The organism is Lutibacter profundi (assembly GCF_001543325.1).
Lineage (GTDB): Bacteria > Bacteroidota > Bacteroidia > Flavobacteriales > Flavobacteriaceae > Lutibacter > Lutibacter profundi.
In genome coordinates, this window is record NZ_CP013355.1 from 225,405 (window position 1) to 248,526 (window position 23,122).

General features: G+C 30.1%; 19 protein-coding genes and 2 pseudogenes. 14 read left to right on the forward strand and 7 right to left on the reverse strand.

Features of this window, described 5'->3' with window-relative positions; genetic code table 11:
- Positions 1–2 precede the first annotated feature (2 nt).
- The 8 genes and pseudogenes from ccoN to ppk2 (Lupro_RS01080) all read left to right on the forward strand — a co-directional run bounded on the left by ccoN (position 3) and on the right by ppk2 (Lupro_RS01080) (position 7,514).
- Positions 3–2,174: a cytochrome-c oxidase, cbb3-type subunit I gene (gene ccoN, locus Lupro_RS01045; protein ID WP_068205646.1), complete on the forward strand. Its 2,172-nt coding sequence runs from the start codon at positions 3–5 to the stop codon at positions 2,172–2,174.
- Positions 2,175–2,180: 6 nt separating this feature from the next.
- Positions 2,181–2,378: a cytochrome C oxidase subunit IV gene (locus Lupro_RS01050; protein ID WP_068205647.1), complete on the forward strand. Its 198-nt coding sequence runs from the start codon at positions 2,181–2,183 to the stop codon at positions 2,376–2,378.
- Positions 2,371–3,018, forward strand: coding sequence for a cbb3-type cytochrome c oxidase N-terminal domain-containing protein (locus Lupro_RS01055; RefSeq protein WP_068205648.1), 648 nt, complete (start codon positions 2,371–2,373; stop codon positions 3,016–3,018). The genes Lupro_RS01050 and Lupro_RS01055 overlap by 8 nt, the downstream gene beginning before the upstream one ends.
- Positions 3,019–3,187: 169 nt before the next feature.
- Entirely contained in the window at positions 3,188–4,603 is a 1,416-nt protein-coding gene (gene ccoG / locus Lupro_RS01060) for a cytochrome c oxidase accessory protein CcoG (protein ID WP_068205649.1), read from the forward strand.
- Between the two features lie 76 nt (positions 4,604–4,679).
- A complete protein-coding gene (locus Lupro_RS01065; RefSeq protein WP_068205650.1) occupies positions 4,680–5,138 on the forward strand; it encodes a FixH family protein in 459 nt (152 codons plus the stop codon).
- Between the two features lies 1 nt (position 5,139).
- A complete protein-coding gene (locus Lupro_RS01070) occupies positions 5,140–5,862 on the forward strand; it encodes a sulfite exporter TauE/SafE family protein (RefSeq protein WP_068205651.1) in 723 nt (240 codons plus the stop codon).
- A pseudogene (ppk2, locus tag Lupro_RS01075) lies at positions 5,862–6,718 on the forward strand (polyphosphate kinase 2). The gene Lupro_RS01070 and the pseudogene ppk2 (Lupro_RS01075) overlap by 1 nt, the downstream one beginning before the upstream one ends.
- Before the next feature lie 2 nt (positions 6,719–6,720).
- Positions 6,721–7,514, forward strand: a pseudogene (gene ppk2, locus Lupro_RS01080) (polyphosphate kinase 2).
- A gap of 54 nt (positions 7,515–7,568) precedes the next feature.
- Here ppk2 (Lupro_RS01080) and secA read toward each other — a convergent pair.
- The 4 genes from secA to Lupro_RS01100 form a co-directional block, all read right to left on the reverse strand.
- Positions 7,569–10,907 carry a preprotein translocase subunit SecA gene (gene secA / locus Lupro_RS01085; RefSeq protein WP_068205652.1) on the reverse strand — a complete coding sequence of 1,113 codons (3,339 nt, stop codon included), beginning with the start codon at positions 10,905–10,907 and terminating at the stop codon, positions 7,569–7,571.
- Positions 10,908–11,083: 176 nt separating this feature from the next.
- Positions 11,084–11,305, reverse strand: coding sequence for a DUF2795 domain-containing protein (locus Lupro_RS01090; protein WP_068205653.1), 222 nt, complete (start codon positions 11,303–11,305; stop codon positions 11,084–11,086).
- Between the two features lie 88 nt (positions 11,306–11,393).
- Positions 11,394–11,969 carry a cob(I)yrinic acid a,c-diamide adenosyltransferase gene (locus Lupro_RS01095; RefSeq protein ID WP_068205654.1) on the reverse strand — a complete coding sequence of 192 codons (576 nt, stop codon included), beginning with the start codon at positions 11,967–11,969 and terminating at the stop codon, positions 11,394–11,396.
- A 27-nt stretch (positions 11,970–11,996) separates the two neighbouring features.
- Positions 11,997–12,773, reverse strand: coding sequence for an O-methyltransferase (locus tag Lupro_RS01100; RefSeq protein ID WP_068205655.1), 777 nt, complete (start codon positions 12,771–12,773; stop codon positions 11,997–11,999).
- Positions 12,774–12,863: 90 nt separating this feature from the next.
- Here Lupro_RS01100 and Lupro_RS01105 point away from each other — a divergent pair, with 90 nt between their 5' ends.
- The 3 genes from Lupro_RS01105 to Lupro_RS01115 are packed head-to-tail and all read left to right on the forward strand — an operon-like array spanning position 12,864 to position 16,100.
- The gene (locus Lupro_RS01105; protein WP_068205656.1) at positions 12,864–13,643 is read left to right on the forward strand and encodes a polysaccharide biosynthesis/export family protein; all 780 of its coding nucleotides are present in this window, start codon (positions 12,864–12,866) and stop codon (positions 13,641–13,643) included.
- A gap of 10 nt (positions 13,644–13,653) precedes the next feature.
- The gene (locus Lupro_RS01110) at positions 13,654–15,558 is read left to right on the forward strand and encodes a GumC family protein (protein ID WP_068205657.1); all 1,905 of its coding nucleotides are present in this window, start codon (positions 13,654–13,656) and stop codon (positions 15,556–15,558) included.
- Between the two features lie 44 nt (positions 15,559–15,602).
- Positions 15,603–16,100: a tyrosine-protein kinase family protein gene (locus tag Lupro_RS01115; protein WP_237049967.1), complete on the forward strand. Its 498-nt coding sequence runs from the start codon at positions 15,603–15,605 to the stop codon at positions 16,098–16,100.
- A gap of 1 nt (position 16,101) precedes the next feature.
- Here Lupro_RS01115 and hutI read toward each other — a convergent pair whose 3' ends face one another.
- Positions 16,102–17,337, reverse strand: a complete 1,236-nt coding sequence (gene hutI, locus Lupro_RS01120; protein WP_068205659.1) for an imidazolonepropionase — start codon at positions 17,335–17,337, stop codon at positions 16,102–16,104.
- 154 nt (positions 17,338–17,491) lie between these two features.
- Here hutI and pta point away from each other — a divergent pair, with 154 nt between their 5' ends.
- Positions 17,492–19,585 (forward strand): phosphate acetyltransferase, encoded by a 2,094-nt coding sequence (gene pta, locus Lupro_RS01125; RefSeq protein ID WP_068205660.1) that lies wholly within the window; start codon positions 17,492–17,494, stop codon positions 19,583–19,585.
- 1 nt (position 19,586) lies between these two features.
- Complete coding sequence (locus Lupro_RS01130; RefSeq protein ID WP_068205661.1) at positions 19,587–20,771, forward strand: acetate/propionate family kinase; 1,185 nt, start codon at positions 19,587–19,589, stop codon at positions 20,769–20,771.
- Between the two features lie 185 nt (positions 20,772–20,956).
- Here the strand turns inward: Lupro_RS01130 and fumC are convergent, their stop codons facing one another.
- Positions 20,957–22,354 (reverse strand): class II fumarate hydratase, encoded by a 1,398-nt coding sequence (gene fumC / locus Lupro_RS01135; RefSeq protein WP_068205662.1) that lies wholly within the window; start codon positions 22,352–22,354, stop codon positions 20,957–20,959.
- Between the two features lie 188 nt (positions 22,355–22,542).
- Between fumC and Lupro_RS13580 the strand changes: the two genes are divergently transcribed.
- On the forward strand, positions 22,543–22,713 hold the full coding sequence (locus Lupro_RS13580) for a hypothetical protein (RefSeq protein ID WP_099092387.1): 171 nt from the start codon (positions 22,543–22,545) through the stop codon (positions 22,711–22,713).
- A 65-nt stretch (positions 22,714–22,778) separates the two neighbouring features.
- Here Lupro_RS13580 and arsC read toward each other — a convergent pair whose 3' ends face one another.
- Positions 22,779–23,117, reverse strand: a complete 339-nt coding sequence (arsC, locus tag Lupro_RS01140; protein WP_068205663.1) for an arsenate reductase (glutaredoxin) — start codon at positions 23,115–23,117, stop codon at positions 22,779–22,781.
- Positions 23,118–23,122: the final 5 nt, after the last annotated feature.

The following is a 23,122-nucleotide window of genomic DNA, read 5'->3' on the forward strand; positions in this document are numbered from 1 at the left end:
GTATGGAAAAAGAACAGTTTTATTATGATAATAAAATCGTAAAAATGTTTCTTTGGGCTACAATTCTATGGGGAATTGTAGGGATGTTAGTAGGGCTTACAGTAGCCTTACTTTTTGTTTACCCGGGACTATTAGAATTTGCTGGAGCCGATAATGCAATCTCTTGGTTAAGTTTTGGGCGTTTACGCCCATTGCACACCAATGCAGTTATTTTTGCTTTTGTTGGTAATGGAATCTTTCTAGGAGTATATTATTCAACCCAAAGATTATTAAAAGCAAGAATGTTTAATGATGTTTTAAGTCGAATTCATTTTTGGGGATGGCAGGCCATTATTGTAGCTGCAGCAATAACATTACCACTAGGGTTTACCTCAACTAAAGAATATGCAGAGTTAGAATGGCCAATTGATATAGCAGTTGTTTTAATATGGGTTATTTTTGGTATTAACTTAATTGGAACTATTTTAAAAAGAAGACAACGCCATATTTATGTCGCAATATGGTTTTATATAGCTACAGTGGTAACAATTGCTGTTCTTTATATTTTCAATAATTTAGAATTGCCAGTAACTGCATTTAAAAGTTACTCAGTGTATGCAGGTGTTCAAGATGCAATGGTACAATGGTGGTATGGACATAATGCTGTAGCATTTTTCCTAACTACTCCAATTTTAGGATTAATGTACTATTTTGTTCCTAAAGTAGCTAATAGACCTGTTTATTCTTATAGATTATCTATAATTCACTTTTGGACATTAATATTTCTATATATTTGGGCAGGCCCTCACCATTTACTTTATACAGCATTACCTGAATGGGCACAAAATTTAGGTACAGTATTTTCCGTAATGTTAATTTTCCCATCCTGGGGAGGAATGATTAATGGTTTGTTGACCTTACGTGGAGCTTGGGATAAGGTTCGTGAGGATCCAGTATTAAAATTCTTTGTGGTAGCAATTACAGGTTATGGTATGGCTACATTTGAAGGGCCAATGTTATCCTTTAAAAATGTAAATGCTATAGGTCACTATACTGATTGGATTGTTGGTCATGTTCATATAGGAGCTTTAGCTTGGAATGGATTTATGATTGCTGGGATTGTTTATTGGCTGGCAACTAAATTATGGAAAACAGAATTATACTCTACCAAATTAGCCAATATTCACTTTTGGATTGGCACACTTGGAATTTTATTTTACGCTATTCCATTGTATGTAGCTGGATTTACACAAGCATTTATGTGGAAACAATTCAATCCTGATGGCACCTTAGTTTATGGTAACTTTTTAGAAACAGTAACTCAAGTAATTCCAATGTATGCAATGCGTGCCATTGGTGGTACATTGTATTTAACAGGTTTTATTTTATTAGCATATAATGTTATTAAAACAGCCAAAGCAGGTTCAACAGTTGAAGATGAGTTGGCAGAAGCTATGCCTTTGAAAAAAATTAGTGGACAACGAATTGCAGGAGAAGGTTGGCACACCTGGTTAGAAAGAAGAACAGTATTATTTACTATTCTAACTACTGTGGCAATTTTAATAGGAGGATTGGTTGAAATTGTTCCTTTAATTTTAGTAAAATCAAATATTCCAACAATATCAAGCGTTAAACCTTATACTCCTTTAGAATTAGAAGGGAGAGATATATACATGCGTGAAGGGTGTAATAATTGTCATTCTCAAATGATACGTCCTTTCCGTTCAGAAGTTGAGCGTTATGGAGAATACTCAAAAGCAGGAGAATTTGTATATGACCATCCATTCTTATGGGGGTCTCGTAGAACTGGACCAGATGTACATAGAATTGGAGGTAAATACAACGATAATTGGCATTTTAATCATATGCTAGATCCTCGTTCTACATCACCAGGCTCAATTATGCCACGTTATTCATGGATAATTAAAGATAATTTGAATGCATCGGATATAGAAGCTAAAATGAGAGGCTTAGTAAAATTAGGAGTCCCTTATAGCGAAGAAGAAATTAAGAATGCTAAGCAAAGTATTTTAGCTCAAGCAAAAAAAATTGAAAATAATTTAAGACAAGATCCAGAATTTGTAAAAAATTATGGAAATAGTAATATTCAAAATAAAGAAATTGTAGCTTTAATTGCTTATTTACAACGTCTAGGAACTGATATTAAAGCATCAAATAAAACAGCATTAAAATAACTAGTTATGTTAAAATTTATATCGCATAATTTTGATGGTATGGATGGAATTGAAATATATCCCATTATTTCATTATTACTCTTTTTTATAGTTTTTATTACAATGTTTATTATTGTTATAAAACTTCCTAAAAATAAAATTGATGAAATAAGCCAATTACCTTTAGAAAACGATACTAACAGTAAAGAAAATAATCATGAATAAAAATTCAGAAAATATATCGGGTTGGAAAAGATTTATGAAATCTTTAACCAAAGCTCATGAATTGGGAACCGAAGAAGATATAATGCTAGACCATGATTACGACGGCATTAGAGAGCTTGATAATGTACTTCCACCTTGGTGGTTGTACGGGTTTTATATTACCATTGTAATTAGTATATTTTATTATACTCAAGTATTTTATAATTCAGAAAAATATAGTCAAGCTAAAGAATATGCAGCTGAGCTAGCTCAGGGAAAAGCTGAAGTAGAACAATATAAAAAAGACCATCCAGAATTATTTGATGATGCTAACATTGTGGCTTTCACTGATGCTGAAAATATTGCAAAAGGAAAAGAGTTATTTAGTTCTAAAACTTGCTCTGCTTGCCATTTAGCTGATTTGGGAGGTAGTATAGGTCCCAACTTAACAGACAACCACTGGATTTTAGGTGGAGGTGTAAAAAACATATACAATACCATATCAAAAGGAGGAAGACCAGGTAAAGGTATGATACCTTGGGAATCTACTATATCCAGAGAAGAAAGAATACAGTTAGCAAGTTATATTATTTCAATGCAAGGAACAAAACCAGCAACCCCAAAACCTGCGCAGGGAGATATAATTTGGCCAGAAGAATAATATTTAAAAGATTAGCCCTCAATTGAGGGCTAAGTTTTTTGATTTTTTTAGTTAGTAGTAATTAGGCTGTTTTTAATTTTTTGTCACATTTGTATCTATATGATTGTTTATTAAATCATAAATTTGCATACTACATAAAATTATTAAAAACAGCCTTATTTATTTAAGTATGAAACAACAAGAAAAAGAGAAGTTTAGAGATTCTATAGGTACAATAAGTGAAAGTGGGAAAAGAAATTTTATATTTCCAAAAAAACCTAAAGGTAAATTTTATAATTACAGAACCTATGTTAGTTGGGTACTTTTAGCTTTTTTGGTTTCTGCTCCATTTATTAAAATTAAAGGGAATCAATTTTTATTGTTTAATGTTTTTGAAAGAAAATTTAATATTTTTGGTTATCCCTTTTGGCCACAAGATTTTTATTTATTAGTTATTTCAATGCTTGTTAGCGTTGTATTTATAATACTATTTACGGTGGTTTTTGGTAGAATATTTTGTGGATGGATGTGCCCACAAACTATTTTTATGGAAATGGTATTTAGAAAAGTAGAGTACTTAATAGAAGGAGACCGATCCAAACAAATTAAATTAGATAAACAAGAGTGGAATGCTGAGAAAATTAGAAAACGTCTTTTAAAATGGGTTATTTTCTTTATAATATCATTTCTTATTGCAAACATATTTTTAGCATACTTTGTTGGTTCTGATAAAGTATTGGGTTACATCTCTGAAGGGCCAGAGCAACACATAAGTACCCTTTTAAAACTTTTAGCTTTTACGGCAGTTTTTTATTTTATTTTTGCTTGGTTTAGAGAGCAAGTTTGTATAATTGTTTGCCCTTATGGAAGGTTACAAGGAGTGTTGTTAGATAATAAATCTATTAATGTAGCCTATGATTTTGTTAGAGGAGAAGCTGAAAATGGCAGGAAACCATTGCGTAAAAATGAAGATAGAGAAGAACTTGGTGTTGGAGATTGTATAGACTGTAAACAGTGTGTACAAGTATGTCCAACAGGAATTGACATAAGAAATGGAACACAATTAGAATGTATAAATTGTACTGCCTGTATTGATGCATGTGACGCTATGATGGATAATGTTGGATTTGAAAGAGGGCTTATTCGTTATGCCTCAGAAGATAACATTGAGAAAAAAGAAAAGTTTAAGTTTAATGCACGTTTAATAGCTTATTCAACAGTATTAATAGTTTTAATAGGAGTGTTCTTAACAATGTTATTTTTAAGAACTGATGTGGAAGCAACAGTACTAAGACTACCGGGGCAAACTTTTCAAAGTACAAATACCACAATAAAGAATGTATACACTATTAAGTTAATTAATAAAACAACAGAAGATTTTGAAAATGTTGAAGTTAAATTGATATCTCATAAAGGAAAAATTGATTTGGTAGGAGGTAACCTAAATGTTAAAAAGCAAGGGTTAAAAGAAGGAACATTATTTATTGAGATTGATAAAAAAGATTTAACTTCGTCAAAAGAAAAATTAAAAATAGGAATTTATTACAAGGGTAAATTGGTTGCAACTACCAGAACTAATTTCACAGGTCCACTAAAAATTAATTAAAAAAAATGATGTAGTATCATTTTTAATTAAAAAAAATAATTTTAAATGATACTATACTTAAAAACAATTATGTTATATGCAAGTAAAATTTAAAATAAGCTGGCCAACAGGAATTATTATAGCAATTATATCTTTTGTAATTTTTATACTATCATTCGTTTATAAAGCTACATTTATACCTGCTTATGATCATCACTTGGTTTCAGATGATTATTATAAAGATGAACTTAATTATCAGCAAGAGATTGATAACCAAAATAGAGGGGCTAAATTAAAAGAGAATGTCACCATTAAAAAGGAAGCTTCAGGATTAACCATTTATTTTCCTTCAGAATTTGAACCAACACAAATTTCTGGAACTATATATTTTCAAAGACCATCAAATGATAAAATAGATTTTAACTTACCTATTAAATTAATCACAAATAAATATCTTTTGACCGATAAAAATTTAGTTGAAGGTAGGTGGAATGTTAAAATTGAATGGACTGTAAATAAAAATACTTATTTGTTTAAAGAAAAAATAATGTACTAATATGCTTTGGACAGCACTTGTTTTAGGTTTAGCAGGAAGTTTTCATTGTATAGGTATGTGCGGACCAATAGCCTTCGTTTTACCTGTAGATAGATCATCCAAATCTACACTATTTATTCAAGTGTTTTTATACCACTTAGGAAGATTGTTAAGCTATTCTTTAATAGGGTTGCTATTCGGATTTGTTGGAAAAGGGCTTTACTTAGCCGGTTTTCAGCAACGCTTGTCAATTTTAATGGGAGTAATTATGATTGCTTTGGTGATTATTCCAGTAACAATTTTTAATAAATACAATTTTTCAAAACCACTCTATAGTTTAATAGGTCAGGTTAAATATAAATTAGGACTTTATTTGAACAAAAAATCGAATAAAGCACTATTTTCAATAGGCTTTTTTAATGGGTTTTTACCTTGTGGCCTCGTTTATATGGCATTAATAGGCTCAATTTCTACAGGAAATGAAATTCAAGGTGTGTTTTATATGTTTTTATTTGGTTTGGGAACAATTCCTATGATGACAGCTGCTGTGTTATTAGGAAACTTTGTAAATGTATCTTTAAGAGTGAAAATTCAAAAAGTAATTCCTGTTTTTGTTGTAATTATTGGATTATTGTTTATTTTGCGTGGATTAGGATTGGGAATACCATATATTTCTCCATCTGATGCCAAGTTGCAACTATCAAATAATCCAGCGAATTGTATAACAATTGAAAACAATGAATAATGGAAGAAACGCCAAAACTTACTATTGACGATTTTAATAAAGCTACTTCTAATAATGAGCTTTTACAAATAATTAAACAAAAAATATTCCAACTGATAAGGTAAATAAAAGAATATTTTATGAAGAAGAATTACGCCGTTTACAAATTGAGTTGGTTAAACTACAACAATGGATTTCAAAAAATAACAAACGTGTTTCTATTATTTTTGAAGGAAGAGATGCCGCTGGAAAAGGTGGTAATATACGTAGATTTACAGAGCATTTAAATCCCAGATCAATGCGTGTAGTTGCATTAACTAAGCCAACAAATGTTGAACGAGGCCAATGGTACTTTAGACGTTATATTAAAAAATTACCCAATCCAGGAGAAATTATTTTTTTTGATAGAAGTTGGTATAACAGAGCTGTTGTTGAGCCAGTTATGAGTTTTTGTACTGAAGATCAATATCAAAAATTTATGGTTCAAGTTCCTGAATTTGAGCATATGTTATATGAAGATGGTATGACTATAATTAAATTTTGGTTTTCTATCTCAAAAGAAGAACAATTAACACGCTTTAATGCCCGTTTAGAAACTCCTTTAAAACGTTGGAAATTTAGCCCTGTTGATAAAAAAGGGCAAGAACTTTGGGATACTTATAGTTATTACAAAGAACAAATGTTTAGTAAAACGCATACAAGTTATAGCCCTTGGATTATTGTAAGGGCTAATGACAAAAAAATTGCACGTTTAGAGTCTATAAGGTACGTCTTATCACAATTTAATTATGATGGCAAAGAGGAAGCGTCAACTTCATTATTTCCAGATCCTAATGTGATTACAAGGTATTATCGTTCATCAAACCAAATAGATTAATTATGCACGAAGAATATATTTTAACAAAGGAAGATGTAGAAATTTTAAATACCAATAAGGGATTAACTGCGCTATTATCTAAAGAGCCATACAATCTAGAAAAAGCAGTTAGATATGTTAAATATGAAAAAAATTAAAAAAATTACAAGTTGAATTAATAAGATTGCAATCTTGGGCAATAGATGAAAATGAACGTATAATAGTAATTTTCGAAGGAAGAGATGCTGCAGGAAAAGGTGGTGCAATTAGAAGAACTATTGAAAGAATGAATCCACGTCATCTTCGTATTGTAGCATTGCCAAAACCAACTGAAGATGAGCAATCTCAATGGTATTTTCAACGATATGTTAGACAGTTCCCAAAAGCTGGAGAAATTGTGTTTTTTGATAGAAGTTGGTATAATAGAGCAGTTGTAGAACCAGTGAATGATTTTTGTACTCAAGAAGAGTACGATATTTTCATGAATCAAGTAAATGATTTTGAACGTATGATTACAGAATCTGGTATACGATTGGTGAAAATTTATATGTCAATTTCAAAAAAAGAACAAGCCAAACGTTTTGATGAGATTAAAAGAGACCCTCTAAAACAATGGAAAATGACGGCTGTAGATGAAAGAGCACAAGAATTATGGGATCTTTATACAAAATATAAGAATTTAATGTTTGAAAAAACAATAGAGGGTGCTAATGTTCCTTGGAAAATAATTAGAGCTAATAGAAAAACTTTTGCAAGGGTTGCTGCCATAAACCATCTATTAAGCAGTATACCATATGATAAAAATAAAAAAATATAAATACATTTTAAGCATAAAAAAACTCAAAATATTTTGAGTTTTTTTATGCTAAATCTATTCTTCAACAAGTACCCAATCTCCTTTTTGAATTAGAGGTATTGCTTGTTTGTATTTTAGAGATTTATTCTCACCACTCATCACATGCTTTATTGTAACTCGTTCATTTCTACCAATTTTACGTTCTGTACGAACAATGGTTTCAACAATTTGTGGCTGTTGTGTTTGATTGGTTTGTGTAGTTTCAGTTTGACTATGATATTCTTCTTTACTTAAATGAACTTTATCTCTTTTTTGTTCTTTTGCTTGAGAAACCTGACTGGAATCTTGAGAAGGTAGTTCTCCTTTAAATAAGAAAGATAATACATCTTTGTTTATCGTATCAAGCATACTGTTGAATAATTCAAACGATTCAAATTTATAAATTAAAAGGGGATCTTTTTGTTCGTAAGTTGCGTTTTGAACAGATTGTTTTAATTCATCCATTTGGCGTAAGTGGTCTTTCCAAGTATCATCAATAATTGCCAATGTTATGTTTTTCTCAAAATCGGTTACCAATCCTTTCCCTTCAGATTCATAAGCTTCCTTTAAGTTTGTAACAACTTTAAGTTCTTTTGTGCCATCGGTAAAAGGAACAACAATTCGTTCATATTTATCACCTTGATTTTCATAAACATCCTTAATAACAGGATATGCAGCTTTAGCACTACGCTCTAATTTTTCTTTATAATGTTTATAAACTACGTCAAAAAGTTTATCCGTAAGCTCTTGTTCAGATAAGGCTTTAAATTCATCTTCAGTAAAAGGAGAACTTGTTGAAGAAAAACGAATTAATTCAAATTCAAAATTTTGATAATCATCTGCAAGTTTATTTTCTCTAATTAGTAAATTGCAGGTATCATAAACCATATTAACAATATCAACCTGTAAACGGTCTCCATATAATGCATGGCGACGACGTTTGTAAACAACCTCACGCTGAGAATTCATAACATCATCATATTCTAATAATCTTTTACGAACCCCAAAGTTATTTTCTTCTACCTTCTGTTGTGCTCTTTCTATAGATTTGGTAATCATAGAATGTTGAATTACTTCTCCATCTTTTAACCCCATCCTATCCATCATTTTTGCAATTCGTTCTGAACCAAATAAACGCATAAGATTATCTTCAAGCGATACATAGAATTGAGAGGAACCAGGGTCTCCTTGACGACCAGCACGACCACGTAATTGCCTGTCAACACGGCGAGAATCATGGCGTTCTGTACCAATAATTGCTAAACCACCTGCCGCTTTTACTTCATCAGATAATTTGATGTCAGTTCCCCGACCAGCCATATTAGTTGCAATGGTAACTATACCTGCATTTCCTGCTTCAGCGACAATATCAGCTTCTTTTTTATGGAGTTTTGCATTTAAGACATTGTGGTTGATTTTTCGAATACCAAGCATTTTACCCAATAATTCTGATATTTCTACAGATGTTGTACCAACTAGTACTGGACGACCTTGGTTTACCAAGTTCACTATTTCATCTATTACAGCGTTGTATTTTTCACGTTTGGTTTTGTAAATTAAATCTTCTTTATCATCACGTATTAGAGGCACATTAGTTGGGATTTCTATAACATCTAATTTATAAATATCCCAAAACTCACCTGCTTCAGTAATGGCTGTACCTGTCATACCAGCAAGTTTTCGGTACATTCTAAAATAGTTTTGAAGAGTTACAGTGGCATAAGTTTGAGTGGCATCTTCAATCTTTACATTTTCTTTAGCTTCAATTGCTTGATGCAAACCATCAGAATAACGACGCCCTTCCATAATACGTCCAGTTTGCTCATCAACTATCTTAATTTTATCATCCATAATAACATATTCAATATCTTTTTCAAATAAAGTATATGCTTTTAATAGTTGATTCATTGTGTGTATGCGCTCACTTTTTATGCTATAGTCACGGTATAATTCTTCTTTTTTTCTAATTATTTCTTCAGGACTATTATTTTCATTTTCTATTTTTCCAATTTCAGTGCTTAAATCTGGTAAAATAAAGAAGTTATCATCTCCATTGTCTCCTGATAAAAAATTAATTCCTTTATCGGTTAACTCTATCGAGTTATTTTTTTCATCTATTACAAAATATAACTCCTCGTCAATTTTTGGCATTTCACGATTGTTATCTTGCATATAATGATTTTCAGTTTTTTGCAAGAGTTGTTTGATACCTTCTTGACTTAAAAACTTAATTAATGCTTTACTTTTAGGTAATCCTCTAAAAACACGGAGTAGTAAAAAACCACCATCTTTCGTATTTCCTTCTTTAATTAGTTTTTTTACTTCAACCAACACACCTGTAAGATAATTGCGTTGTGTAGAAACAAGGCTGTCTACAACGGGTTTTAGTTCGTTAAATTCATGACGATCAGCATTTGCAGTTGCACCAGAAATAATTAATGGTGTACGTGCATCATCTATTAAAACAGAATCAACTTCATCTACAATGGCATAGTTATGTGGTCTTTGTACAAGGTCATTAGGAGAATGAGCCATATTATCTCGCAAATAATCAAATCCAAATTCATTGTTTGTTCCGTATGTAATATCTGAATTGTAGGCTTTTTTTCTTGCATCAGAATTTGGTTGATGATGATCTATACAATCTACACTTAAACCGTGAAATTCAAATATTGGCCCCATCCAAGCAGCGTCACGCTTAGCTAAGTAATCATTTACAGTTACAACATGAACACCATTTCCGGTTAAGGCATTTAAATAAATGGGTAATGTAGAAACTAATGTTTTACCCTCACCAGTCATCATTTCGGCTATTTTACCTTGGTGTAATACAGAACCACCAATAAGTTGTACATCGTAATGTACCATATCCCATGTAACTTTTTTTCCTTGTGCATCCCAAGTATTTGACCAAATAGCTTTATCATTATCTAAAGTAATATTTTCTTTTATTGAAGAAAGTTCTCTATCAAAGGGAGTTGCTGTTACAGTAATAGTTTCATTGTCATTAAATCGTTTTGCAGTTTCTTTAACTACTGCAAAAGCTTCTGGCGTAATTTCATCTAATATTTTTTCTGAAGCCTTATACAATTCATCTTTTAAAGTATCTATTTCTGAATATATTTCTTCTTTTCTATCTACGTTTGCAGTACGTGCTTCTTCTTCTAAACTCTTAATTTTTGAAGTATATTCTTTTGTGGCATCAGCTATTTTTTGCTTAAAAATAAATGTTTTTTCACGCAATTGGTCATTTGTTAAATTTGATATTTCTTCTTCAAAATATTTAACTTTATTAACAATTGGTTGAAGTATTTTTAAGTCTTTCTTTTTTTTGTCTCCAACAAATATTTTAAGAACTGAATTTATAATACTCATAGTTTACTGTGTCAATTTTTAGGGATTACTCTCTTTTTAAGTGTAATCGTATTTAGTTATTTTATTTATAAGCGAATTTAAAATATTTTAATTTTAAAAGCCCTAAAATATGTTTAAAATATAGTTAATTAACCAAAAAAAAGTCTCAGTAGAGACTTTTTTTGAATTTTGTTTTTTTAATATTCATCTTCATTCCAGAGATAATCATCTTCAGAAGGATAATCTGGCCAAATTTCAATTATTGATTCAAAATTTTCATCTTCATCTTCAACTTCTTGAAGATTTTCTACAACTTCCAAAGGAGCTCCTGTTCTAATTGCATAATCAATTAGTTCGTCTTTTGTCGCTGGCCAAGGTGCATCTGCTAAATAAGATGCTAATTCTAGTGTCCAATACATACGTTTCTCGTATTAAATTTTTGCAAAAATAATTTTTTTACTCAAATAGTCAAGTTTTTTATTACTTTTTTTTTGTATTTGAAAGAACTTATTTTATTTTCTCAGGAATCCAACGTATTTCTTGAGCGTTATTGTCAATTGTCAATTTTCGTGCCAGTACAAAAAGATAGTCAGAAAGTCTATTTAAATAGATCAATATATCTTCCTCAACATAACTTTCATCACTTAATTGTGTGGCTATACGCTCAGCTCTTCTACAGATACAACGTGCAATGTGACAGAATGACACTGTTGTGTGCCCACCAGGTAAAATAAAATGAGTCATCTTTGGTAAAATTTCATTCATAGCATCAATTTCATTCTCTAGAAGTATTACAGATGTATTATTTATTTTTGAGATATTTAGGCGCTCTTTACCATTTTTTAAAATTTTCTTTTCAGAAGGTGTTGCCAACATAGCACCCAAAGTAAAAAGTTCGTGTTGAATTTTCAATAAAATAGTTGAAGTGTTTTTATCTATTTTTTGATCCCGAATGAGTCCAATATATGAATTTAATTCATCAACGGTTCCGTATGCTTCAATTCTTAAATGATATTTTGGAACTCGATTTCCTCCAAAAAGAGAGGTTTTTCCTTTATCACCAGTTTTTGTATAAATTTTCATAAAGTAAATTTAATAATTTATTGTTTGCTAAACTCTAATTTTAAAATGTTGTTTTATCTGTTCTTTTCTAAAAAAGACAATTCCCCAAAAAAAAGTATCAATTGTAACAGTTACTTTTGGGTGGTTTTTTATTAAAAGCCATGCCTCCTGCATTTCTTTAGACCAATTTATATCATCGAAAATAAAGATAGAGTTATTATGCGCAGTTTTTAAACACAAATTAAAATATTGAAGTGTAGCTTCTTTTTGATGGTTGCCATCAAAATAAATCAAGTCAAATTTAGTTTTAGTTGTAATTGGGGTTAAAGTATCTTTAAAATTTCCAACGTATAAGTTAATATTTTTTAATTTAAAAGTGTCAAATAAATCTTGTGCAACAGCAGCCGTATTAGCACATCCTTCAAGTGTATTAATAGTGGCATTGGGATTTCCTATACTTAAAATGGCAGTACTCAATCCTACAGAAGTTCCAATTTCTAAAATATTTTGAGGCTTAAAATAGTTGAGTAATCTTAATAAAAGGAGACCTTTTTTATTGTTAATACCAGCTATTTTTGCAATGTCAGAAATTTTTCTTTTATTATTTTTAAAAACTTTAGAACCACTTCCAAAATCTGTAATAGTTATTGTTTGATGGTTTTTGTATAGCCATTGTTTGATGGAATTAAATGCATTAACTTTTGAAAGATTTGTTTTGTGATAAAAGCACTTTGTTACTAAATTGTACACGAAAGGAGAATGTACACCATGTTGATTTGTTGATTTAAGTAAAAAAGTTATGAATGCCTTAATTTTATACCACATATTCACCTAATTATTTAATGCGAAAATAATAGAAAAATTATTTTAATACGCTATTTAAAATTATATTTGCCTTACCCTCAATTAAATTATATGAAGAAACTTTTTTTATACATGTTATTTTTAAGTTGTTTATCTTCCTGTGTAACAACAAAACAAATGACTTATTTTCAAGGAGAACCAGTTAAGAAATCTGATATTTACAAATTAAATAATGAACCTTATCGCTTACAGATAAATGATGTTTTGTATATTGATATTAAGGCTGCTAACCCTGAAATAGTATTGTTATTTAAGAATCAAACGGTAAATACTACAACTTTAAATGGAGGAGAAGGGCTGTATTTTTCTGGCTATACTATTGATAGGCATGGAAACATAAGAATACCGTACATTGGAGATTTAAATGTATTAGGATATACAGAAAATGAAGTGAGAGCAAAAATTGAAATTGAATTAAGTAAATTCTTAAAAAATCCTAATTTAGTTTTTGTTACGGTTAAATTAGCAGGTATAAGGTTTGTTGTTACAGGTGAAGTAGGCTCTCCAGGGACTATTAATTTAACTCAAAATCAGGTTTCTATTATTGATGCCATTGCAAATGCAGGAGAAATTACGCCATTAGGAAATAGAGAAAATGTAGCTTTAATACGAAAAACCTTAGATGGCGTAAAAAAGTATAAATTAGATCTTACAAATATGGCGGTTTTTGAATCTGAAAATTTTTACATACAACCCAATGATATTATTTATGTAGCACCTTTGAAACAAAAATCTTGGGGAACAGGAACCACAGGGTTACAAACTTTCTCAACGATTCTAACTGTTTTGTCGTTTGTTATAAGTTCTGTATTATTAGTTAAAAATTTATAATGATTTATATATGGAAAGTAAATTCAAGCTTATTGAAAATCCGGCTGAACATATTTCAGATATTAAAGATTATATATTTCGAATAATATCAAATTGGAAATGGTTTTTGTTTACCATTCCAATTGCTCTTGCCATTGCTTATTATTTTAATATTTCTACTCAGAAAATTTATGGTTTAAGTACTACAATTGTAGTGAAAGAAAAACAAAATCCACTTTTTTCATCAGGTACTAATATTGCTTTTAATTGGGGAGGTGTTAGCGATAAAGTAGAATCAATTAGAAAAACATTAATTTCAAGAACTCATAATGAAAAAGTAGTAAATGAATTACAATTTTATATAGACTATTTCAAAGAAGGACGTTTTAGAAAAGAAGACGTTTATGGAAAAACACCTTTTGAGATTAAACTACAACCAAATCAATACCAATTATTAAATACACTTATTAAAATTGACTTTATTGATGACAAAAATTTCACATTATCTGTTGAATTTAGAAAGGATATAAATTATAAACTACTTAACTATAAAGATGAAACGTATAAAGAGTTTAATTTTGACAAACAAAATTTTTCTAAAACTTTTTCAGTAGGAGAATATATAAATTTACCGTTTTTAAAAGCAGAAATAACAGTAAAAAATAAGTTAAATACAATTAAAAACAGCACCTATTATATCCAATTAAATTCAATTAACGCTGCTACCAAAAAGTACCAAAATATTAGGGCTAAAGGATTAACAGGAACTTCTTTAGTCGAAATATCTTTAACAGGTCCAAATAAAAATAGAATAGTAGACTTTTTAAATAAAACTGTTGAAGTTTTGGCTAAAGATGAATTGGAGCAAAAAACAAATTATGCGTATAGTACAAAAGAATTTATTGATGCACAGTTTAAAAATACTTCAGATAGTTTAAAATTAATAGAAGATAATATAGGGAAATTTAAGCAACAAAATGCCATTTATGATTTGTCAGCCCAAGGGGTTGAAATTTTTTCCCAAACAACTGGTTTAGATAAGATTCAGAAAAAATTAATAGATAGAATTGAGTATTTTGAAAATTTAGAAACGTATATCAAAGCAAATTCTAATTACATAAAAATACCAGCTCCAGCAATTATTAATATAGAAGATGTTTCTATTGCTTCAATGGTGGGTAAATTAACAGAATTATCTATTAAAAAAGAGAAATTAGCAAAAGAGGTAACTTCTAATCATCCCTCATTAAAACTTCTTAATGAAGAGATTGAAACAGCTAGAAATGTTTTATTAGAAAATATATCATCACTAAAAAACGCGACTAATGTTAGTTTAATAAATAGTAAAAAAAGATTAAATACATATAATTATCAGTTAAATAAGCTACCAAAAAAAGAACAGAAATTATTAAATTTTCAACGAAAATATACATTGACAGAATCTAACTATGTTTTTTTGATGCAAAAACGTTACGAAGCTGATATTGCAATTGCTGCAACGGTTTCAGATATATCAGTTCTAGATTCGGCAAAAGATACAGGCCAAGGATATATTTTGCCAAGAAAATCGTTTAACTATATGATAGCTTTGCTGCTTGGTATTATACTGCCACTTTTTGTTATTATAGCTAAAGAAGTATTAGATAGCAAAATTTATATGGTTGAAGACATTGAAAGAATTTCACCAATTCCAATTTTAGGAGTTGTAGGGAAAAATGAAGCCGAGAATAATTTAGCCGTATTTTTAAGGCCAAAATCAACTGTTGCTGAATCTTTTAGAGCCTTACGATCAAACATTCAATTTTTGTTTGGAAGAGAATTAAAAGATAAGTCTAAAACTATTATTGTAACCTCATCAGTTAGTGGAGAAGGTAAAACATTTGTATCAATTAACTTAGCCACCGTTTTTGCTTTAGGTGGTAAAAAACAATATTAGTTGGATTAGATTTACGTAAACCTAAAATATTTGGAGATTTTGAAATTTCAAATGATAAAGGTGTTGTTAACTATTTAATTGCTGAAGCAGATAAAGAAAGTATTATACAGCATACCAAAGTACCTAATTTAGATGTAATAACGGCTGGTCCACTTCCCCCAAATCCTTCAGAATTGTTAATTAGCTCTGCAATAGATGAGTTAATTAATAGTTTAAAAGAAGAGTATGATTATATTATTTTAGACACGCCCCCAATAGGTTTAGTTAGTGATGCAATTGAACTACTAAAATATGCAGATTCAACAATTTACGTTTTAAGGCAAGCATATTCTCAAAAAGGAATGTTAAAAATGATTAACGACAAATATATAAAACAAGAGATTTCAAATTTAAGTATTGTATTGAATGATTTTAAAGTGAAATCAAAATACGGCTACGGTTATGGTTATGGCTACGGTTACGGCTATGGAAAATATTCGAATGGTTACCATGAAAATGAAAAGAAATCTTTTTTAAGTCAAATATTTAAAAGAAATAAATAAATTAAACTTTTAGCCCTTCAATAAAAACTTGATCTATTTGGTGATTTCCAAATGAATATGGAATAAAACCATAGCTTGGTATTTTTTTTGTCAATATAAAATTTGCTTTTTTTCCACGGCAAATACTTCCGTGTGTTTTTTCTAGCCCCATAGCATAAGCACCATTAATTGTTGCGGCATTTATTGCTTCTTCAGGGGTTAATTTCATTTTTATACAAGCTGTAGAAACTACAAAGTTCATATTACCAGACGGGGTTGAACCTGGATTATAATCTGTTGCAAGAGCTAAAGGCAACCCCGCATTAATTATTTTGCGTGCAGGAGTATATGGTATACTCAAAAAATAGGAGCAAGATGGTAGAGCCACTGGCATTGTTTTTGAGTTTTTTAAAACTTCAATATCTTCAGCTCTCATTTCCTCTAAATGATCTACAGATAGTGCATTGTATTTAACTCCTATTTGGACTCCTCCTATTGCCGTAAACTGATTGACATGTATTTTAGGAATTAATCCAAACTTTTCCCCAGCTTTCAATAAACGTTCAGTATCTTCCACTGAAAAATATCCTGTTTCGCAAAAAGCATCAATAAATTCAGCTAAATTTTCTTTAGCAACAATTGGTAAAATTTCTTGAATTACAGTATCTAAATAACCACTTTTATTATTTTTAAATTCAATAGGTAATGCATGAGCACCTAAAAATGTAGCTTTTATTGCAATAGGGTAATTCTTATTCAACTTTTTTATTACTCGTAGCATTTTTAATTCAGCCTCTTTAGTTAAACCATACCCCGATTTAATTTCAACAGCACCCGTTCCTAATTGCATTATTTCTTCAATACGTATGGCCGATTGCTTATATAAATTATCTTCTGAAATAACCTGTAATTTTTTAGCGGAATTTAAAATTCCTCCACCATTATTGGCAATTTCCTCATAACTGAGTCCGTTAATTCTATCAATAAATTCTTGTTCTCTATTATCTGCATAAACAATATGTGTATGGCTATCGCACCAAGTTGGAAGCACAATTTTTTCTGAAGCATCAACAACATTATCAATGGGAATACTCTTAAAATCTTTCATTTCACCAAAATCTTTAATTAGATCATTTTCAATCAACAAAAAGGCATTTTTAATAGTAGGTAAAATTTTCATTTCTTTCCCTGAAACCATATTTTTTGGAGTTTCTTCAACTTGTACTAACTCTTTAATATTACGAATTAAGGTTATCATATTTTAATAAAATTAAGTATTCAAAGATACAGATATTTTTATTGAGATTTAATTGCCTTTATACGATAACGATTTAGTAATTCAAGTTGTTATTTTAATATAATTTAAGAGGTCATAAAACAATATTAAAGTATCTTTGTAAAAAAATAAAATAATGAATAAAGCTATATATATTGCAACTAGCGAGGCTAATAGTGGCAAATCTATTGTTGCATTAGGACTGATGAGAATGTTGCTAGGTAAAACAGCAAAAGTAGGTTACTTTAGACCTATAATTAACGATGTTAAAAAAGGGAAAAAAGACAATCATATCAATACAATAATTTCACATTTTGAATTAGATATTGATCCGTGTGAAGCATTTGCTTTTACGCGTTCAGAGTTTATAGATAAGCGTAACAGAGGTGAAGAAGGAGAAATAATTGATACTATTATTGAAAAATATAAGGAATTAGAAGAGAAAAATGATTTTATGTTGGTAGAAGGAACTGATTTTTCAAGTGAAACTGCAGCCATAGAGTTAGATGCGAATATTTTAATAGCTAAAAATTTAGGAATACCAGTAATTATAGTATCAAGTGGAGTAGGTAAAACATTAGAGGAGTTTATTAATGGGTTGCATTTAGCATACGATTCATTTAGAGAAAAAGAGGTAGAAGTAATAGCTGTTATAGCCAATAAAGTTCAAGAAAAAAATATTGAATTGGTAAAAAATCGTGTTAACAAAAATTTACCTAAAAGTGTTTTGGTTAATGCCATTCCAATAATTCCATCGTTAATAAATCCAACAATAAAAGAAATTGCAAAAGCTATTGGTGCTAAAATTTTATTAGGTAAAGAACATATAAATAACCAAACAGCTAGTTTTAAAGTTGGAGCAATGCAGCTAAGAAATTATTTAACCCATTTAGAAGAAAATTGTTTGATAATTACACCTGGAGATAGGGCTGATATTATTTTAGGAGCTTTACAAGCCAATATTTCATCAAATTATCCAGCTATTTCAGGGATTGTTTTAACGGGTGGAATTATACCTGACGAGCCAATTGTAAAACTAATAAATGGTTTACCTCAAATAGTTCCAATATTGTCTGTTAAACAGGGAACTTTTGATGTGGCTAATAAAATTGGAGCCGTTCGTTCACATATGTATGCCAAGAATAAACAAAAAATAATTACATCTTTAAATACATTTGATAAATATGTTGATGTAGATCAATTAAATGATAAATTAATTACATTCAAAAAAGAAGGAATTACTCCAAGAATGTTTCAATATGCATTATTAAAAAGAGCAAAAAAACAACGCAAACATATTGTTTTACCTGAAGGAAATGACGATAGAATAATTACCGCAGCAGCAAGATTAATAGCTATGGATATTGTAGATATAACGGTTTTAGGTGATTATGATAAAATTGCAAATAAAATAATTCGTTTGGGGTTAAAAGTTGATATAGATAAATTTAATATTGTTAATCCGGTAAAATCTGAATATTACAAAGAATTTATAAATACATTATTTGAATTAAGAAAAAATAAAGGAATTACTATGGCTATGGCTGAAGATATGATGGGTGATGTTTCCTATTTTGGAACAATGATGGTTTATAAAGGTTTAGCTGATGGAATGGTGTCTGGAGCTGCGCATACAACACAACATACAATTAGACCAGCGTTACAGTTTATTAGAACAAAACCAGGCGTAACTGTAGTTTCCTCAATCTTTTTTATGTGTTTAGAAGACAGAGTTTCTGTTTTTGGTGATTGTGCAATTAACCCAAATCCAAATGCCGAGCAATTGGCAGAAATTGCTATTTCTTCTGCTGATTCAAGCATTAATTTTGGAATAGATCCAAAAATAGCAATGCTTTCATACTCTTCAGGAGCTTCAGGAAAAGGAGCAGATGTTGATATTGTAAGAAAAGCAACTGAAATTATCAAAGAAAAAAGACCAGATTTAAAAGTAGAAGGTCCAATACAATATGATGCTGCCGTTGATGCAACTATAGGTAAAAGTAAATTGCCAGATTCAGAAGTTGCAGGACAAGCAAATGTATTGATTTTCCCAGATTTAAATACGGGTAATAATACATATAAAGCAGTACAGCGAGAAACAGGAGCACTCGCAATTGGACCAATGTTACAAGGGCTAAATAAGCCAGTAAATGATTTAAGTAGAGGTTGCACAGTAGATGATATTTTTAATACTGTAGTTTTAACAGCAATACAAGCACAAGGGATTTAAAATGAAAATATTAGTTATAAACTCGGGGAGTTCTTCAATTAAATATCAATTATTTAATATGCCACAAGAAGATGTAATTTGTTCAGGATTGGTAGAAAGAATAGGTTTGAATAATGCCGAAATTCACTATAAATCGACCGCAAATAACATTGATGAGATTACGGATATTCCAAACCATAAAATTGGTTTAGAAAAAATTGTAAACCTACTGTTAGATGCGAATACAGGAGTATTAAAATCTACTTCAGAAATTGAAGCAGTTGGGCACAGGGTTGTTCACGGTGGAAGTACTTTTTCCAATACAACTATAATTAACAAAGAAGTAAAAGATAAAATTAAAACACTATTTTCTTTAGCACCACAGCATAATCCTGCAAACTATGAGGGTATTGTAGTTGCAGAAAAAATGTTTCCAAAAGCAATACAAATAGCCGTTTTTGATACCGCTTTTCATCAAACTATACCAGTAGAAGCCTATAAATATGCGATACCTACTAAATTTTTTGATGAAGAACATATTAGACTGTATGGTTTTCACGGTACAAGTCATAAATATGTTTCAGAAAAAGCAATTGATTATTTAGGAATTGCTAATTCAAAAATAATAACAATTCACCTTGGAAATGGTTGTAGTATGACTGCTATTAAAAATGGTAAAAGTATTGACCATTCTCTTGGTTTTGGCCCTGTAACTGGACTTATAATGGGAAGTAGAAGTGGAGATATTGACCATGCCATTATTTTTTATTTGGTAAATAGTTTGGGTTATAAATTAGACGAGGTAAATAGTTTGCTTCAGAAAGAAAGTGGTATGTTAGGTTTAACAGGTTTTAGCGATTTACGAGATATTGAGGCTGAGGCTAGTAAAGGAAACAAAAACTGTCAGCTAGCCTTAGATATGAATGCATACCGTATTAAAAAATACATAGGTTCTTATGCAGCTGCAATGAATGGATTAGATGCCATAGTGTTTACTGCTGGAATTGGAGAAAACTCTGATGTAATTCGAAAATTGGTTTGTACTCATATGGAATATCTAGGTATTGAGTTAGATGCTGAAAAAAATAACGTTAGAGCTAAAAAAATTACTGAAATTCATAAAAAGAATTCAAAAACTAAGATTTTAATAATTCCAACAAATGAAGAAGTAGAAATAGCAAAACAGTCATATCAATTAATGAAATGACATATTATTTAGGCAAAACTTATAAAACAAAAGAGGCTGTCTAAGAAGTGTCATTCTGAATGTAAATGAAGAATCTATTTGAAATTAAACACTTATATATCAAGATGTTGAGATTTTTCACTTTGTTCAAAATGACAAGTATAATTGCTTTTCAGACAGCCTCTTTTGTTTCGTTTAAGTGAAATTTATTTTAATGAGCCAATCATATCTTCAGGTTTAACCCATTCGTCATATTGTTCAGCAGTTAAGTAGCCCAAATTAACAGCTTCTTCTTTTAAGGTTGTTCCATTGGTGTGAGCGGTATTTGCAATTTCAGCAGCTTTGTAATAGCCAATTTTTGGGTTTAAAGCAGTAACCAACATCAATGAATTGTTTAAAAGTTCAGTTATTCGTTCGTTATTTACCTTGATACCAACAGCACAATTATCATTAAAACTTACACAAGCATCGCCTAGTAAACGAGCAGATTGTAAAAAATTAGCAGCCATCAAAGGTTTAAATACATTTAATTCAAAGTGACCCTGAGTTCCTCCAATAGTAATTGTAACATCGTTACCCATTACTTGAGCAGCAACCATGGTTAATGCTTCTGCCTGTGTAGGGTTAACTTTTCCAGGCATAATAGAGCTTCCCGGTTCATTAGCAGGTAAAATTAATTCTCCAATACCTGAACGTGGACCAGAGGCCATCATTCGAATATCGTGGGCTATTTTGTTAAGAGATACAGCTAGTTGTTTTAAAGCGCCATGGCTTTCAACAATGGCATCATGAGCGGCCAATGCTTCAAATTTATTTTCAGCGGTTACAAATGGTAATCCTGTGAATTCAGCTATTTTTTTAGCAACCAATACATCATATCCTTTAGGCGTATTTAAGCCCGTTCCAACTGCAGTTCCTCCCAAGGCTAATTCAGCTAAATGAGGTAATGTATTTTTTAAGGCTTTTAACCCATGAGCTAATTGAGATGCATAACCAGAAAATTCTTGACCTACAGTTAAAGGTGTAGCATCCATTAAATGTGTTCTACCAATTTTAACAACATCTTTAAATTCAATGGATTTAGCAACAAATGTTTTTTGTAGTTTTTCAATTCCTGGAATAGTAGTTTCTATTAACATTTTATAACTAGCAATATGCATGCCAGTTGGGAAAGTATCATTACTAGATTGTGATTTATTTACATCGTCATTAGGTTGAATTACTTTTTCTCCTTCTCCAATAACCCTTCCTGCTATTTCTTGTGCACGATTTGCAATAACTTCATTGGTGTTCATATTACTTTGTGTGCCAGAGCCGGTTTGCCATATTACTAACGGAAACTGATCATCTAATTTACCATCTAAAATTTCATCACAAACTTTTGAAATTAAATCTCTTTTATCTTTTGATAATACACCTAAATCACAGTTTGCATGGGCAGCAGCTTTCTTTAAATATGCAAATCCATAAATAATTTCTAATGGCATGGAAGCTGAAGGGCCAATTTTAAAATTATGTTTTGAGCGTTCTGTTTGGGCACCCCAATATTTATTGGCAGGAACTTCAACGTTTCCCATAGTGTCTTTTTCAATTCTATATTTCATAATATTAAGTTTATCTAAATTACTGATTTACAAAGTTACTAATTATGATTTTTTAGCTTACCAAAGTTGCTATTTTTTTTTAAGTTAATAAGTGAGAAAAGTCACCTTTAAAAAAATAAAAAGTTATGTGATAAATTAAAAATAAATAGTATTTTTGTAAAAATAACAAAAAGTAATAATCAAAAGTTATGGATTTATCTCAATTTTCAGGTTTTTTAATTTTCTTAGGCATTTTTACAATGGGTTTTTGGTTGATGCTATTTATGCTAATGTTTGTTGTCCCTTATTGGTTAGTGGGATATTTTAGAGAGGCTTGGAAATATAGAAAAGAAGGAAAACTAGAAGTGAAAGAGGAGTAGTCTCTTTTACATAATAAAATTATAAGATTAAGAGTAGCTAAATTTTGGCTGCTCTTTTTATTGCACTATAAAATGGTTTTTATAATCTCAGGAGGTCTACCAATAACAGCTTTCCCATTATTAATTACTATGGGTCTTTCTATAAGTTTAGGATGGTTAACCATTGCCTCAATAATTTCGTTATCAGTTAATGTTTTTCCTTTGTAATTTTCTTTCCAAATAGCTTCATTTTTTCTAACTAAATCAATTGGTTTTATACCTAACAATTTAATTAATTCAGTCAATTCTTCTTTTGCAAAAGGTTTATCTAAATATTTAATAACTTCAAAAGGATTTTTTGAATCTTCTAAAATAGCTAAACCTTGACGGCTTTTGCTACAACGCGGATTGTGGTATATTTTCATAAAAA